The 16,572-nt window shown below is 69.4% G+C and carries 13 protein-coding genes; 3 read left to right on the forward strand and 10 right to left on the reverse strand.

The window, feature by feature from the left end; genetic code table 11:
- Positions 1-21: 21 nt before the first annotated feature.
- From ACX93N_RS04060 to ACX93N_RS04070, 3 genes are read left to right on the forward strand one after another with little or no spacing between them, the layout of a single operon-like run.
- Positions 22-1,464, forward strand: a complete 1,443-nt coding sequence (locus ACX93N_RS04060) for an adenylate/guanylate cyclase domain-containing protein (protein ID WP_459427116.1) — start codon at positions 22-24, stop codon at positions 1,462-1,464.
- Complete coding sequence (locus tag ACX93N_RS04065; protein ID WP_459427117.1) at positions 1,461-1,835, forward strand: response regulator; 375 nt, start codon at positions 1,461-1,463, stop codon at positions 1,833-1,835. Before ACX93N_RS04060 ends, ACX93N_RS04065 begins: the two co-directional genes overlap by 4 nt.
- A complete protein-coding gene (locus ACX93N_RS04070) occupies positions 1,832-3,358 on the forward strand; it encodes a sensor histidine kinase (RefSeq protein WP_459427118.1) in 1,527 nt (508 codons plus the stop codon). Before ACX93N_RS04065 ends, ACX93N_RS04070 begins: the two co-directional genes overlap by 4 nt.
- On the opposite strand, the gene ACX93N_RS04075 is transcribed toward ACX93N_RS04070, so the two are convergent.
- The 10 genes from ACX93N_RS04075 to ACX93N_RS04120 form a co-directional block, all read right to left on the reverse strand.
- Positions 3,309-3,893, reverse strand: a complete 585-nt coding sequence (locus ACX93N_RS04075) for a hypothetical protein (protein ID WP_459427119.1) — start codon at positions 3,891-3,893, stop codon at positions 3,309-3,311. The two genes, ACX93N_RS04070 and ACX93N_RS04075, sit on opposite strands and share 50 nt — an antisense overlap.
- A 50-nt stretch (positions 3,894-3,943) precedes the next feature.
- Entirely contained in the window at positions 3,944-5,431 is a 1,488-nt protein-coding gene (gene lysS, locus ACX93N_RS04080; RefSeq protein ID WP_459427120.1) for a lysine--tRNA ligase, read from the reverse strand.
- Positions 5,432-5,454: 23 nt separating this feature from the next.
- Positions 5,455-6,553 (reverse strand): peptide chain release factor 2 gene (gene prfB / locus ACX93N_RS04085; protein WP_459427121.1). Its coding sequence is split into 2 segments (ribosomal slippage): positions 5,455-6,477 and positions 6,479-6,553, totalling 1,098 coding nucleotides; the frame shifts between segments, so codons are not numbered across the junction.
- A 50-nt stretch (positions 6,554-6,603) separates the two neighbouring features.
- Entirely contained in the window at positions 6,604-8,823 is a 2,220-nt protein-coding gene (locus ACX93N_RS04090; protein ID WP_459427122.1) for an FdhF/YdeP family oxidoreductase, read from the reverse strand.
- Positions 8,824-8,884: 61 nt separating this feature from the next.
- The gene (locus ACX93N_RS04095; protein ID WP_459427123.1) at positions 8,885-9,994 is read right to left on the reverse strand and encodes a permease; all 1,110 of its coding nucleotides are present in this window, start codon (positions 9,992-9,994) and stop codon (positions 8,885-8,887) included.
- Positions 9,995-10,027: 33 nt separating this feature from the next.
- Positions 10,028-11,779 (reverse strand): single-stranded-DNA-specific exonuclease RecJ, encoded by a 1,752-nt coding sequence (recJ, locus tag ACX93N_RS04100; RefSeq protein ID WP_459427124.1) that lies wholly within the window; start codon positions 11,777-11,779, stop codon positions 10,028-10,030.
- A 9-nt stretch (positions 11,780-11,788) separates the two neighbouring features.
- Entirely contained in the window at positions 11,789-13,186 is a 1,398-nt protein-coding gene (gene thrC, locus ACX93N_RS04105) for a threonine synthase (RefSeq protein ID WP_459427125.1), read from the reverse strand.
- Between the two features lie 4 nt (positions 13,187-13,190).
- The gene (locus ACX93N_RS04110; RefSeq protein WP_459427126.1) at positions 13,191-14,498 is read right to left on the reverse strand and encodes a homoserine dehydrogenase; all 1,308 of its coding nucleotides are present in this window, start codon (positions 14,496-14,498) and stop codon (positions 13,191-13,193) included.
- Positions 14,495-15,688 carry an alanine transaminase gene (gene alaC / locus ACX93N_RS04115; RefSeq protein ID WP_459427127.1) on the reverse strand — a complete coding sequence of 398 codons (1,194 nt, stop codon included), beginning with the start codon at positions 15,686-15,688 and terminating at the stop codon, positions 14,495-14,497. Before alaC ends, ACX93N_RS04110 begins: the two co-directional genes overlap by 4 nt.
- Positions 15,689-15,692: 4 nt before the next feature.
- Positions 15,693-16,463 (reverse strand): thioredoxin fold domain-containing protein, encoded by a 771-nt coding sequence (locus ACX93N_RS04120; protein WP_459427128.1) that lies wholly within the window; start codon positions 16,461-16,463, stop codon positions 15,693-15,695.
- Between the last annotated feature and the right edge of the window lie 109 nt (positions 16,464-16,572).

Consider the following 16,572-nt stretch of genomic DNA (forward strand, 5'->3'; position numbering starts at 1 on the left):
CCAGCGAGGACGGGCGATACGGTGACCGGCGAGGCACAGCCATTTCCCTTCAGTGACGTGCTTCTGCGCGCTATCGCCGAGGTGCGCAGTATCGCGCCGGGGGCCGCGGCCGCGCTGCCTGCCGAGGCCCGCGGAGACCTGGCGGGCGTTCTCGGCGCTGCCGGCGCGCTCGAGCGGGACCTTCGCGATGCCGCCGGCGCGGACCGGCACGAGCTGCGCAACCGGCTCGGCGCCCTGCGCGGCTACGCCGAGATGCTCCTGGAGCAGGTGGAGGGCGACACCCACGCCGAGCTGGGCGACAGCCTCCTGCGCCTCGTGCAGGCCACGCACAGCGCCGGCGACCTCACCCTGGACAGCCAGCCCGGCCGGGGCAGCGTGACCCTGGCCAGCGAGCCCGGCTTCATCCTCGCCGTGGACGACCGCCGGGAGAATCGCGAGCTGGTGGCCCGCTACCTGTCCCGCAGCGGTCACTTCGTCGTCACCGCCGCGGACGGCGAGCAGGCCCTGGCCACTCTCGAGGAATCGGACGTGGACGTGGTGCTGCTGGACCTGGTCATGCCCGGCATGGACGGCCGCGAGGTGCTCGCACGCATCAAGGCGCACCCCGAGTGGCACGCCACGCCGGTGATCGTGATCTCCGGCCACCAGGACATGCAGCGCATCATCGACTGCATCGAGGCCGGCGCCGACGACTACCTGTTCAAACCCTTCAACCCGGTGCTGCTGCAGGCCCGCATCAAGGCCGGCATCGAGCGCAAGCGCTGGCACGACCGGGAGGATCAGTACCGGCAGCAGCTGGAGCGCAGCGAGCAGTTCATCCGCGCCACCTTCGGCCGCTACCTCTCCGACGAGATCGTCACCGACATCCTCGAGCGGCCCGAGGGCCTGGACCTCGGCGGCGACCTCCGCGAGGTGACGATTCTCATGTCCGACATCCGCGGCTTCACCACGCTCTGCGAGCAGCTGGAGCCGACCCAGGTGGTGACCATGCTCAACCGCTACCTCGGCGCCATGACGGACATCATCCTGGCCTGGAACGGGACCATCGACGAGTTCCTCGGCGATGCCATCCTCGCCGTGTTCGGCGCCCCACAGCGCCGCGACGACGACGCCGACCGCGCCGTGCAGTGCGCCCTGGCCATGCAGGCCGCCATGGAGGCCGTCAACGCCGCCAACGCCGCGGAGGGGCTGCCGGCGCTGCGCACGGCCATCGCCCTGAACACGGGCACGGTCATCGCCGGCAATATCGGCTCCGAGCGCCGCAGCAAGTACGGTTTCGTCGGCCACCCGATGAACGTGACCTCGCGCATCGAGGACGCCGCGGGGCCGCAGGAGGTACTCGCGGCGGACAGTACCGTCGCCGCCCTGGGCGGCCGCGCCACCGTGGCGGAGAGCCGGGAACTGCAGGCCCGGGGCATCGACGAGGCGCTGCGGGTTCACCTTGTCACGGGCTACGCGCCGTGAGTGGCCGCGGCCCTCTCCTCCTCGTGGAGGACAACGAACTCAACCGGGACATGCTGTGCCGGCGCCTCACCCGGGCCGGCTTTGCCGTGCTCACCGCCGGCGACGGGCGCGAGGCCCTGGGCCGCATGGAAGCCGAGCAGCCCGCGCTGGTGCTCATGGACATGAACCTGCCCGTGCTCGACGGCTGGAGCGCCTGCCGGGAAGCCCGCGGGAACCCGGCGACCCGCGCCATCCCGATCATCGCGCTCACGGCCCACGCCATGGAGACGGACCGGCAGAACGCTCTCGGCGCCGGCTGTGACGACTACGCCACCAAGCCCATCGACTTCCCGGCCCTGCTCGCCAAGATCGAGGCGCTCTGCCCGCCATGAGCCTGAGGCGCCGCCTGACTTTGTCGCTGCTGGCGATCCTCGTGCTCTTCGCCATCAACGTCGGCACGCACTTCTGGGGGAGCTACGCGCGAAGCGAAAGCATGGTCGCCTACCGGCAGGCCGTGGAAGCCGCGCAGCTGTCCACGGACCTCGAGCAGATGCTCGAGGAACAGCGCCAGCAGATCCTGGTGCTTGCGACCCTGCGCGAGACCACCGATGACCGCCTCGGCGATGCCGAGAAGAGCCAGGAAAGCGCTGACCTCGCTGCGATCCGCCAGCGCATCGAGGACCTCGGCGCCGTCAGCCGGGACGTCACCCAGCTGCAGTACGAACGACTCCAGGAGGCCGCAGACAGGCTCCTCGGCAACTGGCAGACCTTCTACGAGCGCTACAACGACCCGGCCTACGAAGCCGACGTGGAGGATCCCGCGGCCTACCTCGCCACCAGCCAGCGCCTCAAGGAACTGGAGCAGCGGCAGGCCTTCATCGCCGTGCAGCGCGCCAACGTCATCGACCGCACGATCCTGCTCACGGACCGGATCACAGTGATCGGCTTCCTCACCTCCATCTTCCTCACGGCCACCGTGGGCCTCGTTCTCCTGCGCTACACCAACGCTTCCCTCAAGCGGCTCAAGCGCGGCACGGAGCGCATCGGCGCGGGCGATCTCGACTACCGCATCAACGACATCGACGATCAGGGCGAGCTCGGCGACCTCGCCGAGGCCTTCAACACCATGGCCGACAAGCTGCGTATTGCCATCGAGGACGAACAGCAGGCCCGCGAGGAAGCCGACGAGGCCAACGCGGCCAAGAGCATCTTCCTGGCCAACGTGAGCCACGAGCTGCGCACGCCGCTGAACGCGATCATCGGCTACAGCGAGATGCTGTACGACGAGCTGGGCGACCCCGGCGCCGTAGACCGGGAAAGCCACCGGGCGGACCTCGACAAGATCACCCTCTCCGGCCGGCAACTGCTCGCCCTCATCGACGACATCCTCGACCTCTCCAAGATCGAGACCGGCAAGATGGAGCTGCACTGCGAGCGCTTCCAGCCCGAGGACGTCCTGCGGCAGGTCTGCGACGGCCTTGCACCGCTGGTGCGCGAGAAACAGAACCGGCTGGCGCTGGACCTTGCGCCGGACCTGCCGGCGCTGAACTCCGACGCGACCAAGTTCCGCCAGGTGCTCGTGAACCTGCTCAGCAACGCGAGCAAGTTCACCGACGGCGGCACCATCACCGTGTGCGCCCGACGCGCGGAGGGTCCCTACGCCCTGGCCGTGGCGGTGACCGACACGGGTATCGGCATGAGCGAGGCGCAGCAGGCGCGGGTTTTCGAGGCCTTCGTGCAGGCCGAGCCGGACACCAGCGCCGCCTACGGCGGCACCGGGCTCGGCCTGGCGATCTGCCGGAATTTCTGTGAGCTCATGGGAGGGCGGATCAGCGTGAGCAGCGTACCGGGAAAGGGCTCAACCTTTACTGTGGAGTTGCCGGCTGACCCAGGGTCAGCTCGCGCAGCCGCCTGAGCGCCTGTTCGCGCTTCTCGAGGTCCTGGCGCAGCATCGCGTTGCTGCCCTCCACATCGTCCAGGTGCCGCGCCAGCTCCACCAGGGCCTCCAGGGCCCGGGCCAGCAGTACGGCGGTGTCGTGTGGCGCAGGGTCCGTGGGCTGGCGCCCCTGCAGCTCGGCACTCGCGGCGGTGGCCGCTTCCAGGTCATAAAAGGGGCTGTTCGGCAGGATGCTGGCGTACGCGATGGCCACGTCGGCCTCCCAGGCCGCCGTGGCGTTCTTCTCCAGCCGCTGGTAGCGCTGGAAGTACTGTACCGCCTCGATGCTCTCGCCGGCCGCCAGGGCCCGGAAGCCGCGCTCGAGAAACGTGTAGTCGGCACCGGGCTCGGGACAGTCGCAGGCCGGCGGCTCGGGGAGGTTGAGCGTCAGCTCCACCTCCCGCTCGTCCGCCGGCGCGCTGTCGCCGGCCGGGGCCGACGGCTGGCTGGCGCAGCCGGCGATGAGGGTCAGGGCCAGGGCGGCGCCCAGGGCCCGGGGTGTCAGTACCTGCACGGGCGTCTCCGCGGTGCGTAATGGGCGGATTCTAGCACGGCGGTCGCCGCTCACTCGGGCCGCAGGTGCGGAAAGAGAAGCACGTCACGGATCGACGGCGAATCCGTCAGCAGCATCACCAGCCGGTCGATGCCGATGCCCTCCCCCACCGTCGGCGGCATGCCGTATTCCAGCGCGCGCACGTAGTCGTGATCGTAGTGCATGGCCTCCTCGTCCCCGGCCTCCTTCTCGGCGACCTGGGCGCGGAAGCGCTCGGCCTGGTCCTCGGCGTCGTTGAGCTCGGAGAAACCGTTGGCCAGCTCCCGCCCGGCCACGAAGAACTCGAAACGGTCGGTGACGAAGGGATCGGCGTCGTTGCGCCGCGCCAGCGGTGACACTTCCGTCGGGTAAGCGGTGATGAAGGTCGGCTGATCGAGCTTTTCTTCCGCCGTGTGCTCGAAGATCTCCAGCTGCACCTTGCCGAGGCCCCAGCCGTCCTTGAGAGGGATACCCAGCTCGGTGGCGAGCGCCCGGGCCGGGGCCTCGTCGGCCAGCTGCGCGGCCGTTACCCCGGGGTTGTGGGCGAGGATGGCCTCGACCACGGTCATGCGCGTGAAGGGCTTGCCGAAGTCGTAGTCCTGCCCCTGGTAGTGCACCGTGGTGCTGCCGAGCACCGTCGCCGTGAGCGAGCGCATGAGGTCCTCGGTGAGGTCCATGGCGTCGCGGTAGTCGGCGTAGGCCCAGTAGTACTCGAGCATGGTGAACTCGGGGTTGTGCCGGGTGGACAGCCCCTCGTTGCGGAAGTTGCGGTTGATCTCGTAGACGCGCTCGAAGCCGCCCACGGTCAGGCGCTTCAGGTAGAGCTCCGGCGCGATGCGCAGGTACATGTCGAGGTCGAGCGCATTATGGTGCGTGACAAAAGGCTTCGCCGCGGCGCCGCCGGGGATCGGCTGCATCATCGGCGTTTCCACCTCCATGAAGCCGCGGCGGTTCATGTAGTCGCGGATGAACGTGACGATCTGCGAGCGGCGCTGGAACACCCGGCGCGACTCCTCATTGACGATGAGGTCGACGTAGCGCTGGCGGTAGCGCAGCTCCTGGTCGGCGAGGCCGTGGTACTTGTCCGGCAGCGGGCGCAGCGCCTTGGTCAGCAGCCGGGCCTCGGCCATGTTGATGTACAGGTCGCCCTTGCCCGACTTGTGGATCGGCCCGCGGGCCGCGACGATGTCACCGAGATCCCAGTGCTTGATGGCCTCCAGGGTGTCCGCGTCCAGGCCCTTGCGGTTGATGTACAGCTGCACCTGGCCGCTGCCGTCCTGGATGAGCAGGAAGGCACCGCGATTGCGGATGAGGCGCCCGGCGACCGCGTACTCGGTGTTGGCTGCCTCCAGCTCCTCCTTGCTGCAGTTGCCATACTCGGCCTGCAGCCAGCCGGCCTCCGCCGTGCGGCGGAAGTCGTTGGGGAAGGGGTTGCCGGCCTCGCGCAGGGCGGCGAGCTTGGCCCGGCGCTCCGCGATCAGCTTGTTCTCGTCCGCCTGCGGCGGCTGTTCTTCACTCATGGGTCAGGTCCGTCAGAGATCCGTCAGAGGCCCTTCTTCAGGGAGGCCTCGATGAATAGGTCGATGCCGCCGTCGAGCACCGCCTGCGTGTTGCTGGTCTCGACGTTCGTGCGCAGATCCTTGATGCGGGACTGGTCCAGCACGTAGGAGCGGATCTGGCTGCCCCAGCCGATGTCCGCCTTGTTGTCCTCCATGGCCTGCTTCTCCTCGCTGCGCTTGAGCACCTCCAGCTCGTAGAGCTTGGCCCGGAGCAGCTTCATGGCCTGGTCCCGGTTCTGGTGCTGCGAACGCTCCGTCTGGCACTGCACCACGATCCCCGACGGGTTGTGCGTCAGTCGCACGGCGGAGTCCGTCTTGTTCACGTGCTGGCCGCCGGCACCGGAGGCGCGGTAGGTATCCACGCGCAGGTCCGCCGGGTTGATCTCGATCTCGATGTTGTCGTCGATCTCCGGCGAGACGAAGACGGAGGCAAAGGAGGTGTGCCGGCGGTTGCCCGAGTCGAAGGGCGACTTGCGCACGAGCCGGTGCACGCCGGTCTCCGTGCGCAGCCAGCCGAAGGCGTACTCGCCGGAAAACTTGATGGTCGCGCTCTTGATGCCGGCGACCTCGCCGGCGGAGACCTCGATCAGTTCCGTGTCGAAGCCGTGGGCCTCGCCCCAGCGCAGGTACATGCGCAGCAGCATCTCGCCCCAGTCCTGGGCCTCGGTGCCGCCGGAGCCGGCCTGGATATCGAGGAAGGCGTTGTTCGGGTCCATCTCGCCGCTGAACATGCGGCGGAACTCCAGCTTCTCCAGCCGGCCCTCCAGCTCGCCGAGGTCGCCCTCCACGGCCGCGACCGTGTCGGCATCGTCCTCCTCCGCCGCCATCTCGAGGAGATCGAGGGCATCGCGGGTTCCCGCGTCGAGCGCCTCGATGGTGCTGACGATGGCCTCGAGCGTGGACCGCTCCCGGCCCAGTTCCTGCGCCCGCTCCGGGTCGTCCCAGACGGCGGGCTCGGCGAGTTCGAGTTCTACTTCCGCCAGCCGTTCCTTGCGCTGGTCGAAGTCAAAGATACCCCCTCAGCACGTCCGTACGTGCTTGCATGTCCTTGAGGCGGCTGACGAGAGGGTTGATCTCCAGCATGGCGTTGAACGTCCTTGGAAAAACGCGCCATTCTACCGCAGCGAGGCGGCTCAGTGGAGGGGCCTGCCGCCGCGCTCCAGGCGCACGCGCACGGACTTGAACCCCGGCGTACGGCTCCGCGGATCACGCTCGAGGGCGGTGAGGCAGTTGGCCTCCGGGTAATAGGCCAGCGCGTTCCCCGGGGGCAGGTCGAAGGGGCGGACGACCGCGTTGCGCATGAGGCCGTCCCGGGACCGGATGTCGACGAGACTGCCGGGTTCCAGCCCGAGCGCCCGCATGTCGTCGGGGCACAGGAGCACGGCGCGGCGCTCCGCATCGTAGCGATAGCTGTCGGTCTCCTCGTAGATGATGCTGTTGAACTGCCCCTCGCTGCGCACCGACGCCAGCATCAGGGGCCAGGCAGCCTGCCCCGCCCCGGCGGATGTCGCGGGTCCGGCCGGCTCCTCCGGCAGGGCACGCACGCGGAAGCGGGCCCGGCCATCTTCCGTGCGGAAGCTCGGTTCGTGCAGGGTGCGGCCGCGAACATGGAACTCGCGCCGCGCCACCGAGATATCCGCCAGCGCCTCCATGCCCGGGACCGTCCGCGCGATGGTCTGACGGATGCGCTCGTGGTCGCCGTAGGCGGTGAAATCAACGGGGTGGTCGGGCAGCAGGCGGGCACCGAGCTCGGACAGGATTGCCACCTCGGAGCGCACGCCGGGCAGCCGCGTGATGCCGCCGTCGCTCAGGCGGACGTAGTTGAACATGGACTCCTGGGTCGTCGGCTGCGGCTCCTCGTCCCGGGCAGTCACCGGCAGGATCAGCGCGTCGCCGCTGTCGATGCCGTGCAGGTGCCCCTGGTTCAGCGTCGTCGTCAGGTAGAGCTTGAAGGGAATCCGGTCCAGCGCCGCTGAAGCCCAGGCCGAATTGGGTGTCGCCGCGTAGAGGTTGCCGCCCATGAGGCAGGCGGCATCGATCGCACCGGCGTGCGCCGCTTCCAGCGCCGCCAGCGTGTCGAAGCCAGGGCCCGCCGGCATTGCCATGCCCAGTTCCTGCTCGAGGCGCGCAATCACCTCCGACGCGAGCACAGGCTTGACCCCGATCGTACCGATCCCCTGCACATTGCTGTGCCCGCGGAGCGGCAGGAGGCCGGCGTGGCGCCGGCCGATCATGCCGCGCAGCAGCGCGAGGTTGGCAAGGTACTCGACGTTCTCGCTGCCGTGCCGGTGGTGGGTCATGCCCATGCCCCAGGCGAACACGGTGGCCCGGGAAGCACCGTAGCGGCGCGCCACATCCTCGACCTCTCCGCGCTCGAGGCCGCAGGCGTCGAGGAGCGACGGCCAGCTAGCCGCCTCGATATCGGCACGGAAAGCCGCCCAGTCGCGGCAGTGGTGGTCGATGAAGGTCTCGTCGACGTGCCCGCCCTCCAGCAGAGCCTTCGCCAGCGCCTTGAACAGCGCGAGGTCGCTGCCGATCCGCGGCTGAAGGTACAGCGAGGCGATGTCACTCCCCCCGCGGGCGAGCATGGACTTCGTGCTCTTCGGCACCGCGAAGCGGACCAGCCCCGGCTCCCTCGCGGGGTTGATCACGATGACCTCACCGCCGCGCTCCCGGCAGGCGAGAAGCTGGTGGATGAAACGGGGGTGATTGGAGGCCGGGTTGGCACCGATGACGAAGATGAGGTCCGCCCCGCTGAGGTCCGCCAGCTCCACCGTCGCCGTCCCGGTGCCTACCGTCGATGACAGGCCGACGCTGGTTGCCTGGTGACAGTAGTAGGAGCAGTTGTTGACATTGTTGGTGCCCCAGCAGCGCGCGAGCAGCTGCAGCAGGAAACCCGCCTCGTTGGACGAGCGGCCCGAGGCGTAGAAGAAGGCTCGCGCAGGATCGACAGCGGAGAAGCGCTCCGCGGCCAGCGCCATCGCGTCATCCCAGCCAAGCTCGCGGAAGCGCTGCTCCCCCGCCGCCTTGTAGATGGGGTTGGCCAGCCGCCCGGCGTGCTCCAGTTCGCGGGCGGAGAGTTCACGCAACTCGTCGAGGGTATGCTCGAAAACTTCCCGCGGTATGCCCGGCTGGATATCCGTGGCTTGCGCCTGCACGCTCTTGTTACAGACCGAGGGAAACTCGCCGAGCTCGTTGGTCATGCCGCCAAGCTGGCCACCCATACCCAGCCCGCAGGCCTTGCAGGCATTTTTCCCGGTGAGGGCCTTCGCGGACTTTGCGACGCCGATCCGCCGCACCGTGTCCAGGGTGTACAGCACCTTCTTGACACCGCCGCCCTTCGCCTCAGCCATGGCTGTCAGCCCCTCGTCGCGTCATGGACCCTGACGGAAGGCCGGCAACGCCCGGGCCCCGTCACGCAAACTGGTTGAGAAGGTAGCCCAGGATCATGACCTGCGGCACCGTGAGCAGCGGCAGGAACAGCGCCAGGCGCCAGGAGCCGCTGGTGTCCTTGATGGACATGACTTCCGTGTAGTCCGTGGCCACGCCGGCCATGAGGAAGGTAAACGCGTTGCCCGGCGCTTTCGCGCGGTTGAGCAGGTCCGCGGCGATGGGCGTGGCGCCCTCGGAGCAGACCTCGATGATCGTCGCCGCCGCCAGGGTCAGCCAGAGGCCGACCACCGAGGCGCCGAACCAGTTAGCGTAAACATCCTCGGGCACCAGGCCGCGGATCGCCGCCGCCAGCAGCAGGCCGAACAGCGCCCAGCGGATCACCACCTTCGAGCCGCGCACGCCATCGACGAGCAGGCGGCCCGTGCCGGCGAGGGAGAACTGCAGGGAGCGGCGGTAGTCGCGCAGCTGCTGGCGCAGGGGCACGGCCTCGCCGTCCAGGTCGCGGTGGGGGTTCTGCGGCAGCGTGCCGCGGCGCACGAAGGCGTCGAACAGGAGGCCCGTGGTGATGCCGATCACCAGCGACAGCCCGATGAACAGCAGCGTCCAGCCGAGGCCGATGAGGGCGATGAGGATGAGCGTCAGCGACAGCGAGTTCCAGGGGCTGGCGAGCAGGAAGGCCATGACCTGCCCCACGCTCGCGCCGCGCTCGTAGAGACGCATGCCGACGGCCAGGATACCATGGCTGCACAGGTCGAGGAGCACGCCGGCCAGCGTGGCCCGGAACATGCCGCTGAGGCCCGCCTGGCGACCTAGGAGCCCCATGACAAGGTCCCGGGGCACGGTGCCGAGGATGCCCACGAAGATTACGCCGATGGCGAGCCCCCACCACATGCGGTTCATGAGTTCGACCACGCCGCTTGAGAAGGTCGCGACAACACCGTCGTCCGCCGCGCCCACCATCAGCACACCCCAGCCATAGGCCAGCACGACGCCGGCCAGGCAGGTCCAGAGGAACCAGTCCGGCCGGCCTCGCGCAGGACCGCAGCTAGCGCTGCAGCTGTCTTCCTGCGCATTTTGTTGCGTGGCGTTGCCGTGACACCCGGCCACGGCCGTACTGTGGCAATCAGTCATGGCCCTAGGATACTCCCCGCGGCAAAGGCCGCGTCAAGCGACGGGAAGGAGGTGCTCCACCACCAGTTGCACCCGCTCCTCACCGCGCCAGGCGTTGACGTCGAGGCGATAGGCGATTTCCAGAGCCCTTACGGCCGGGTCCGGCCAGACGCCCGGGTCGATATTGAAGGCGATGGCGTCCACGGTGTGCTCGGGCGCCTCGGTCGGCGCCAGCACCAGCTTGAGGTGTCGCTCGCCGACGATACGCTGGCTCTTCACGAGAAAGCGGCCATCGAAGAGCGGCTCGGGGAAATGCTGGCCCCAGGGGCCGCCCGCGCGCAGGGACCGGGCGAGCCCCAGCTCCAGCTCGGCGGGCGCCAGTTCGCCGTCGCTCTCGAGAACGGCCTCCAGTGCCACGCCCTCCGCGAGGCGGGCGACCTCCTCGACCAGCGCCGCGGCAAAGGCATCGAGGTGTTCCCGCGGGAGACTCAGGCCCGCAGCCATGGCGTGGCCGCCAAAGCGGTCGATGAGCCCCGGGTGGCGGTTGTCGAGGTTGGCGAGCGCGTCGCGGATGTGCACGCCGGGAATGGACCGCGCGGAGCCCTTGAGCATCGCCCCGCCCTCCTGGGCATCGGCGAAGGCGATGACCGGGCGGTGCACCCGGTCCTTGATGCGCGAGGCGAGGATGCCGATCACCCCCTGGTGCCAGCCGGGCTCGTAGATCGCCAGGGCCAGGGGCGGCTCCGTGAGGTCGTCCTCGCGAGCGGCCAGGAGCGCGAGGGCCTCGGCCTGCATGTCGCGCTCGATGAGGCGCCGGTCGCGGTTCAGCTGGTCCAGCTGTGCGGCCAGGCCATGAGCCTCGCCGGGGTCATCACTGAGCAGGCAGGCGATGCCGACGGTCATGTCGTCCAGCCGCCCGGCCGCGTTCAGCCGCGGCCCCGCGGCGAAGCCGAGGTCCGAGGCCACGACGCGGCGCGGGTCCCGGCCGGCCACGGCGAGAAGCGCCGCGATCCCCGGTGAGGCGCGACCGGCGCGAATGCGGGCGAGGCCGCCCTGGACGAGGATCCGGTTGTTACGGTCCAGGGGCACCACGTCCGCCACGGTGCCGAGAGCGACAAGGTCGAGAAAATCAGCCAGACGCGGCTCGTCGATGCCCCGCGCCGTGAACCAGCCGCTGTCGCGCAGCTGCCGGCGCAGGGCCAGCAACAGGTAGAACACGACACCGACGCCGGCCAGGTGCTTGCTCGGGAAGGCACAGCCGGGCTGGTTCGGGTTGACGATCACCGTGGCGTCGGGGAGTTCCTCCCCCGGCAGGTGGTGGTCGGTGACGATGACGTCCATGCCGCGCGACCGCGCCGCCGCAACACCGGCGATGCTGGCGATGCCGTTGTCGACGGTGACCAGGAGGTCGGGCCGCCGTTCCTCCGCAAGGGCGACGATCTCGGGAGAGAGCCCGTAGCCGTACTCGAAGCGGTTGGGGACAAGGAAGTCCACGTGCGCGGCCCCGAAGGCACGCAGCGCGCGCACGCCGAGGGCGCAGCTGGTGGCACCGTCCGCATCGAAGTCACCGACGAAGAGAATGCGCTCGGCCGCTTCCAGCGCCGCGGCGAGGCGCGCCGCGGCGCGCTCGACACCGGTAAGAGCCTCGGGGGACAGCAGGCGGCCCAGGGACAGGTCGAGGTCGCCGGGGTCCTGGATCCCCCGGGCAGCGTAAGCGCGGGCGAGTACGGGGTGCAGGCCGGCCGCCTCCAGGGGCTCACTGCCCGCGACGGGCCGGCGCCGAAGTTGCTTCTCGGCCGCGCGCACGGACCCGTCTCAAGCCCGCAGGTGGTCCGCCATGAAGGCCTGCACGGCGGCGAGGTCGTTCGGCAGCACCGTATAGCGCTCCTCGCGATCGTAAAGGTCGGCGAGGTGCGCGGGCAGCGCAGGCTCCCGCGCGACGCCGGCGCGGCGCACGGCATCCGGGAACTTGGCCGGGTGTGCCGTCGCCAGGGTGACCATCGGCACCGCCGGATCGCGCTGTGCGGCGCGGGCGGCAGCCACACCGATGGCGCTGTGCGGGTCGAGCAGATACTCGCTGCTTTCCCAGGTCGCGGCGATCTCCGCACAGGTGTCCTCGTCATCGACCCGGTGGCTGGCGAAGAGCGCGCGCGCGTCGGCGAGGGCCTCCGGGGACAGGCGGATCTCGCCGCCGTCGAAGGCGCGCATGAGCCCGGCGACGGCCTCGCCGTCGCGGCCGTAGAGGTCGAAGAGCAGGCGCTCGAAGTTGCTCGAGACCGTGATGTCCATGCTCGGCGACAGGCTGGGCTCGAGGGGCTGGCGGTCGTAGAGACCGCTGCTCAGGACCCGGTGCAGCACGTCGTTGCGGTTGGTGGCGATCACCAGCTGCGAGACCGGCAGGCCCATGCCCCGGGCGAGGTAGCCCGCGAAAATGTCGCCGAAGTTGCCCGTGGGCACGGAAAACGCCACGGGGCGGTCCGGCCCGCCGAGGGCCAGGGCCGCGTGGAAGTAGTAGACCACCTGGGCCATGATGCGCGCCCAGTTGATCGAATTCACGGCCACCAGTCGCCGGCCCTCGGGCAGGAAACCCTGGCCACCGAAGCTGGCCTTCACCATGGCCTGGCAGTCGTCGAAGTTGCCCTCCACGGCGAGGTTGTGAATACCCTCGCCCGGTACCGTGGTCATCTGCCGGCGCTGTACCTCGGACACGCGCCCGTGCGGGTGCAGGATGAAGATGTCGACATTCTCGCAGCGGCGGCAGCCCTCGATGGCCGCGGAGCCGGTGTCGCCGGAGGTCGCCCCCATGATCACGACCTTTTCGCCGCGGCGCTCGAGTACGTAGTCGAGGAGCCGGCCGAGGAGCTGCAGGGCGAAATCCTTGAAGGCCAGCGTCGGGCCGTGGAAAAGTTCCATGATCCACTGGTTGGGGCCGAGCTGCACGAGGGGCGCCACGGCGCCGTGGCGGAAAACCGCGTAACAGTCCTCGACAATGCCGCGGAGGTCCTCCTCGGGCACGGCATCGGCCACGAAGGGCGCGATCACCCGTTGTGCCAGCGCGGGATACGGCAGGCCGCGCAGCGCGATGATCTCCTCGCGGGAGAACTGCGGCAGGGTCTCGGGCACGTAGAGACCGCCGTCGCTGGCGAGGCCCGCCAGGAGGACCTCCTCGAAGGGCAGGGCCGGCGCGGCACCGCGCGTGCTGATGTAGCGCACTGCCCTAGCCCTCGAGGGACTCGACGCGAATGCGCGTCACCGGGCCGGCGATGCTGTCCAGGGCCTCGATGGCCATGACCGCCCGCTCCAGGTTGCCCTGGCTGGCGACATTGGTCACGACGACCACCGGCACCCGGCTCTGCCCCGGCTGCGGCGCTTTCTGGATCAGCGCCTCGATGCTGATGCCCTGGTCACCGAGAATGCTGGAGACCTGCGACATGACACCGGGCCGGTCTTCGGCCTCCAGGCGCAGGTACCAGGCCGTGCGCACCTCGCCCATGGGCAGGATCGGTAACTCGCGCAGCTGCCCCATGGGCAGGCCGAGAGCCGGCAGCGGGCAGCGCTGGCCGCGGGACAACTCCCTGGCGAGGTCGATCACGTCGGCCATGACCGCCGAGGCCGTGGCACCGCCGCCGGCACCGGCGCCGTAGTACATCGTCGGGCCCACGGCATCGCCCTCCACGAGAACGGCATTCTTGACCCCGGCAACCTTGGCCAGCAAGAGGTCCTTCGGCAGCAGCGTCGGGTGGACGCGCAGCTCGAGGCCCGCGCCGGTCTCACGGGCGACGCCCAGGTGCTTGACGACGTAGCCCAGCTCCTCCGCGTAGGCGAGGTCCTCTGGCGTCAGCGCGCTGATGCCCTCCGTATACACCGCGTCGAAGCGCAGCGGCGTGTTGAAGGCGATGGCGGCGAGGATCACCAGCTTGTGGGCCGCATCGATGCCCTCGACGTCGAAGGTCGGGTCCGCCTCGGCGTAGCCGAGGGCCTGCGCCTCCGCCAGCACGTCAGCGAACTCGCGCTCCTCTCCCGCCATCTCGGTGAGAATGAAATTGCCGGTCCCGTTGATGATGCCGGCGAGCCAGGAGACCCGGTTCGCCGAGAGCCCCTCGCGCAGCGCCTTGATGATCGGGATGCCGCCGGCCACCGCGGCTTCAAAGCGCAGGCTCACGCCCTTCTCCTCGGCGAGCGCGAGCAGCTCGTTGCCGTGCTCGGCGATGAGTGCCTTGTTGGCCGTGACCACGTGCTTGCCCGTCTCGAGGGCGCGGCGCACCAGCTCATGGGCGTCGTCGGTGCCGCCGATGGCTTCGACGAGGATGTCGACGGCCGGGTCCTCCGCGACGGCGAGCACCTCGCGGCTGACGGTAGCGCCGCCCGGGTCGACACCGTCGCGGTCCCGGCGGGCACCGACGTGGGCGATCTCGAGCGGGGCACCGGCACGACCTGCCAGGGCCTCCCCGTTGCGCCACAACAGGTCCAGCACACCGCCACCGACGGTACCGATACCGCAGAGGCCGAGTCGAATTGGCGTCACTGTGTCACTCCCTGGTCCGCGCGCATCATGCGCTTGATGTTTCGAAGGGCCTGCCGCGTCCGGTGCTCGTTCTCGATGAGGCCGAAGCGCACGTAGCCCTCGCCGTACTCGCCGAAGCCGATCCCCGGCGACACCGCCACCCGGGCTTCCTCGAGAAGCTTCTTGCTGAACTCCAGCGAACCCAGGTCGCGATAGGGCTCCGGGATGCGGGCCCAGACGAACATGGTCGCCTTTGGCGGTTCCACGGGCCAGCCGGCGGCATTGAGGCCGGCGCAGAGCACGTCGCGCCGCGCCTGGTACATGGCGCGAATCTCGTCGACGCAGCCCTGGTCACCCTCGAGGGCGGCGATGGCGGCTACCTGCACGGGGGTGAACATACCGTAGTCGAGGTAGGACTTCATGCGCGCCAGGGCCCCGACGAGGGTCTTGTTGCCGCAGCAGAAACCCACGCGCCAGCCGGGCATGTTGTAACTCTTGGACATGGAGAAAAACTCCACGGCCACCTCCCGCGCGCAGGGCACCTGCAGGATCGAGGGCGCTTCGTAGCCGTCGAAGCAGAGGTCCGCGTAGGCGAGATCCTGTACGACCCAGATGCCATGCTCCCGGGCGACGGCGATGATCTTCTCGAAGAAGTCGAGCTCGACGCAGTGGGTGGTCGGGTTGGAGGGAAAGTTCAGCACCAGCATCTTCGGCCGCGGCCAGCTGTTGCGGATCGCGCTCTCCAGTTCATCGAAGAAGGCGCTGTCGTCAGCCATGGGCACGTGGCGGATGTCCGCGCCGGAGATCACGAAGCCATAGGGGTGGATCGGGTAGGACGGGTTGGGCACCAGGACGGCGTCGCCGGGGCCGGTGGTCGCAAGCGCCAGATGGGCCAGGCCCTCCTTCGAGCCCAGGGTGACGATGGCCTCGCTCTCCGGGTCCAGGGTGACGCCGTAGCGGCGCTGGTACCAGTCGCAGATGGCCTTGCGCAGCCGCGGAATGCCGCGGCTCTGGGAGTAGCGGTGCGTATCGCCCCGGCGCGCCGTCTCCACGAGTTTCTGAACGATGTGCTCCGGTGTCGGCTGGTCCGGGTTGCCCATGCCGAAGTCGATGATGTCCTCACCGCGGGACCGGGCCTGCTGCTTCAGGTCCCCGATGATCGAGAAGACATAGGGCGGCAGGCGCTGGATGCGCTGGAACTGCTCCTCCATGGACCTAGTCCAGGCCGAGCGCGGCGATGAGGTCGTCCGCGGGGCGGTAGCCCGGCACCATCTGCCCGTCCGGCAGGATGATCGCGGGGGTACCGCGTACACCGACGGCCTGGCCCAGGGCGTACTCATCGGCCACCGGGTTGCCGGGGCAGACGGAGGGCTCGACGGTTTCCCGTGCCTTCAGGCGCGTGAGCGTCTCCCGCCGGTCCTTCGCGCACCAGGCGGTGGCGAGCAGCCTGAAGCCCTCGGAGCCGACGCCGGCGCGGGGATAGGCCAGGTAGCGCACCTCGATGCCGCGGCGATTGAGCTCGGGCACTTCCTTGTGCAGCTTCTGGCAGTAGAAGCAGGTGACGTCCGTGAACACGGTGATGTGGCCGCGGGTCTCGCCCTCGGCGGGAAAGACGATCATGTCGTCCACCTCCACGGCGGCGATGGCTTCCTGGCGCTCACCGTTGCGGCGCTGCTCAGCCAGGTTCACATACCCCGCGGCGCCCACGGAGTAGAGATCACCGAGGACGAAGAACGTCCCGTCGGGTGTGGCGTAGACCGTGGGCCCGTCGGCGAGCTTGACCTCGAGCAGGCCGGGCACGGGAGACTGCCGCGCCGTTTCGACGCTCAGCCCCCCGGGAGCCTCGAGCGTGGCGCGCAGCCGCTCCAGCGCCTCACCGGTCACCGCCTCGTCCGCCTGCGCCGGGCCGGCGAGCGCGCAGAGAGCGACGACCGGGGCGAGGAGCAGGGCGAGGAAAAAAGCGAAGTTGCGTCGGGAAGCTGTCATGGACTGTACCTTGTCTTCGTAGGCGGTCGTCGTCGTCGGCGATCGTCGTCGTAGGCGGTCATCGCTGGCGGTCGTCGTCGGCGCCGGTTCAGCGCCCTCCCCCGGTTGA

It is taken from the genome of Pseudohaliea sp. (genome assembly GCF_054552115.1).

Coding starts and splice junctions, on each gene's coding strand:
- ACX93N_RS04070 (WP_459427118.1), top strand. CDS start 1,832: ATGAGCCTGAGGCGCCGCCTGACTTTGTCGCTGCTGGCGATCCTCGTG.
- lysS (WP_459427120.1), bottom strand. CDS start 5,431: ATGAGTGAAGAACAGCCGCCGCAGGCGGACGAGAACAAGCTGATCGCG.
- ACX93N_RS04090 (WP_459427122.1), bottom strand. CDS start 8,823: ATGGCTGAGGCGAAGGGCGGCGGTGTCAAGAAGGTGCTGTACACCCTG.
- ACX93N_RS04095 (WP_459427123.1), bottom strand. CDS start 9,994: ATGACTGATTGCCACAGTACGGCCGTGGCCGGGTGTCACGGCAACGCC.
- alaC (WP_459427127.1), bottom strand. CDS start 15,688: ATGGAGGAGCAGTTCCAGCGCATCCAGCGCCTGCCGCCCTATGTCTTC.
- ACX93N_RS04120 (WP_459427128.1), bottom strand. CDS start 16,463: ATGACAGCTTCCCGACGCAACTTCGCTTTTTTCCTCGCCCTGCTCCTC.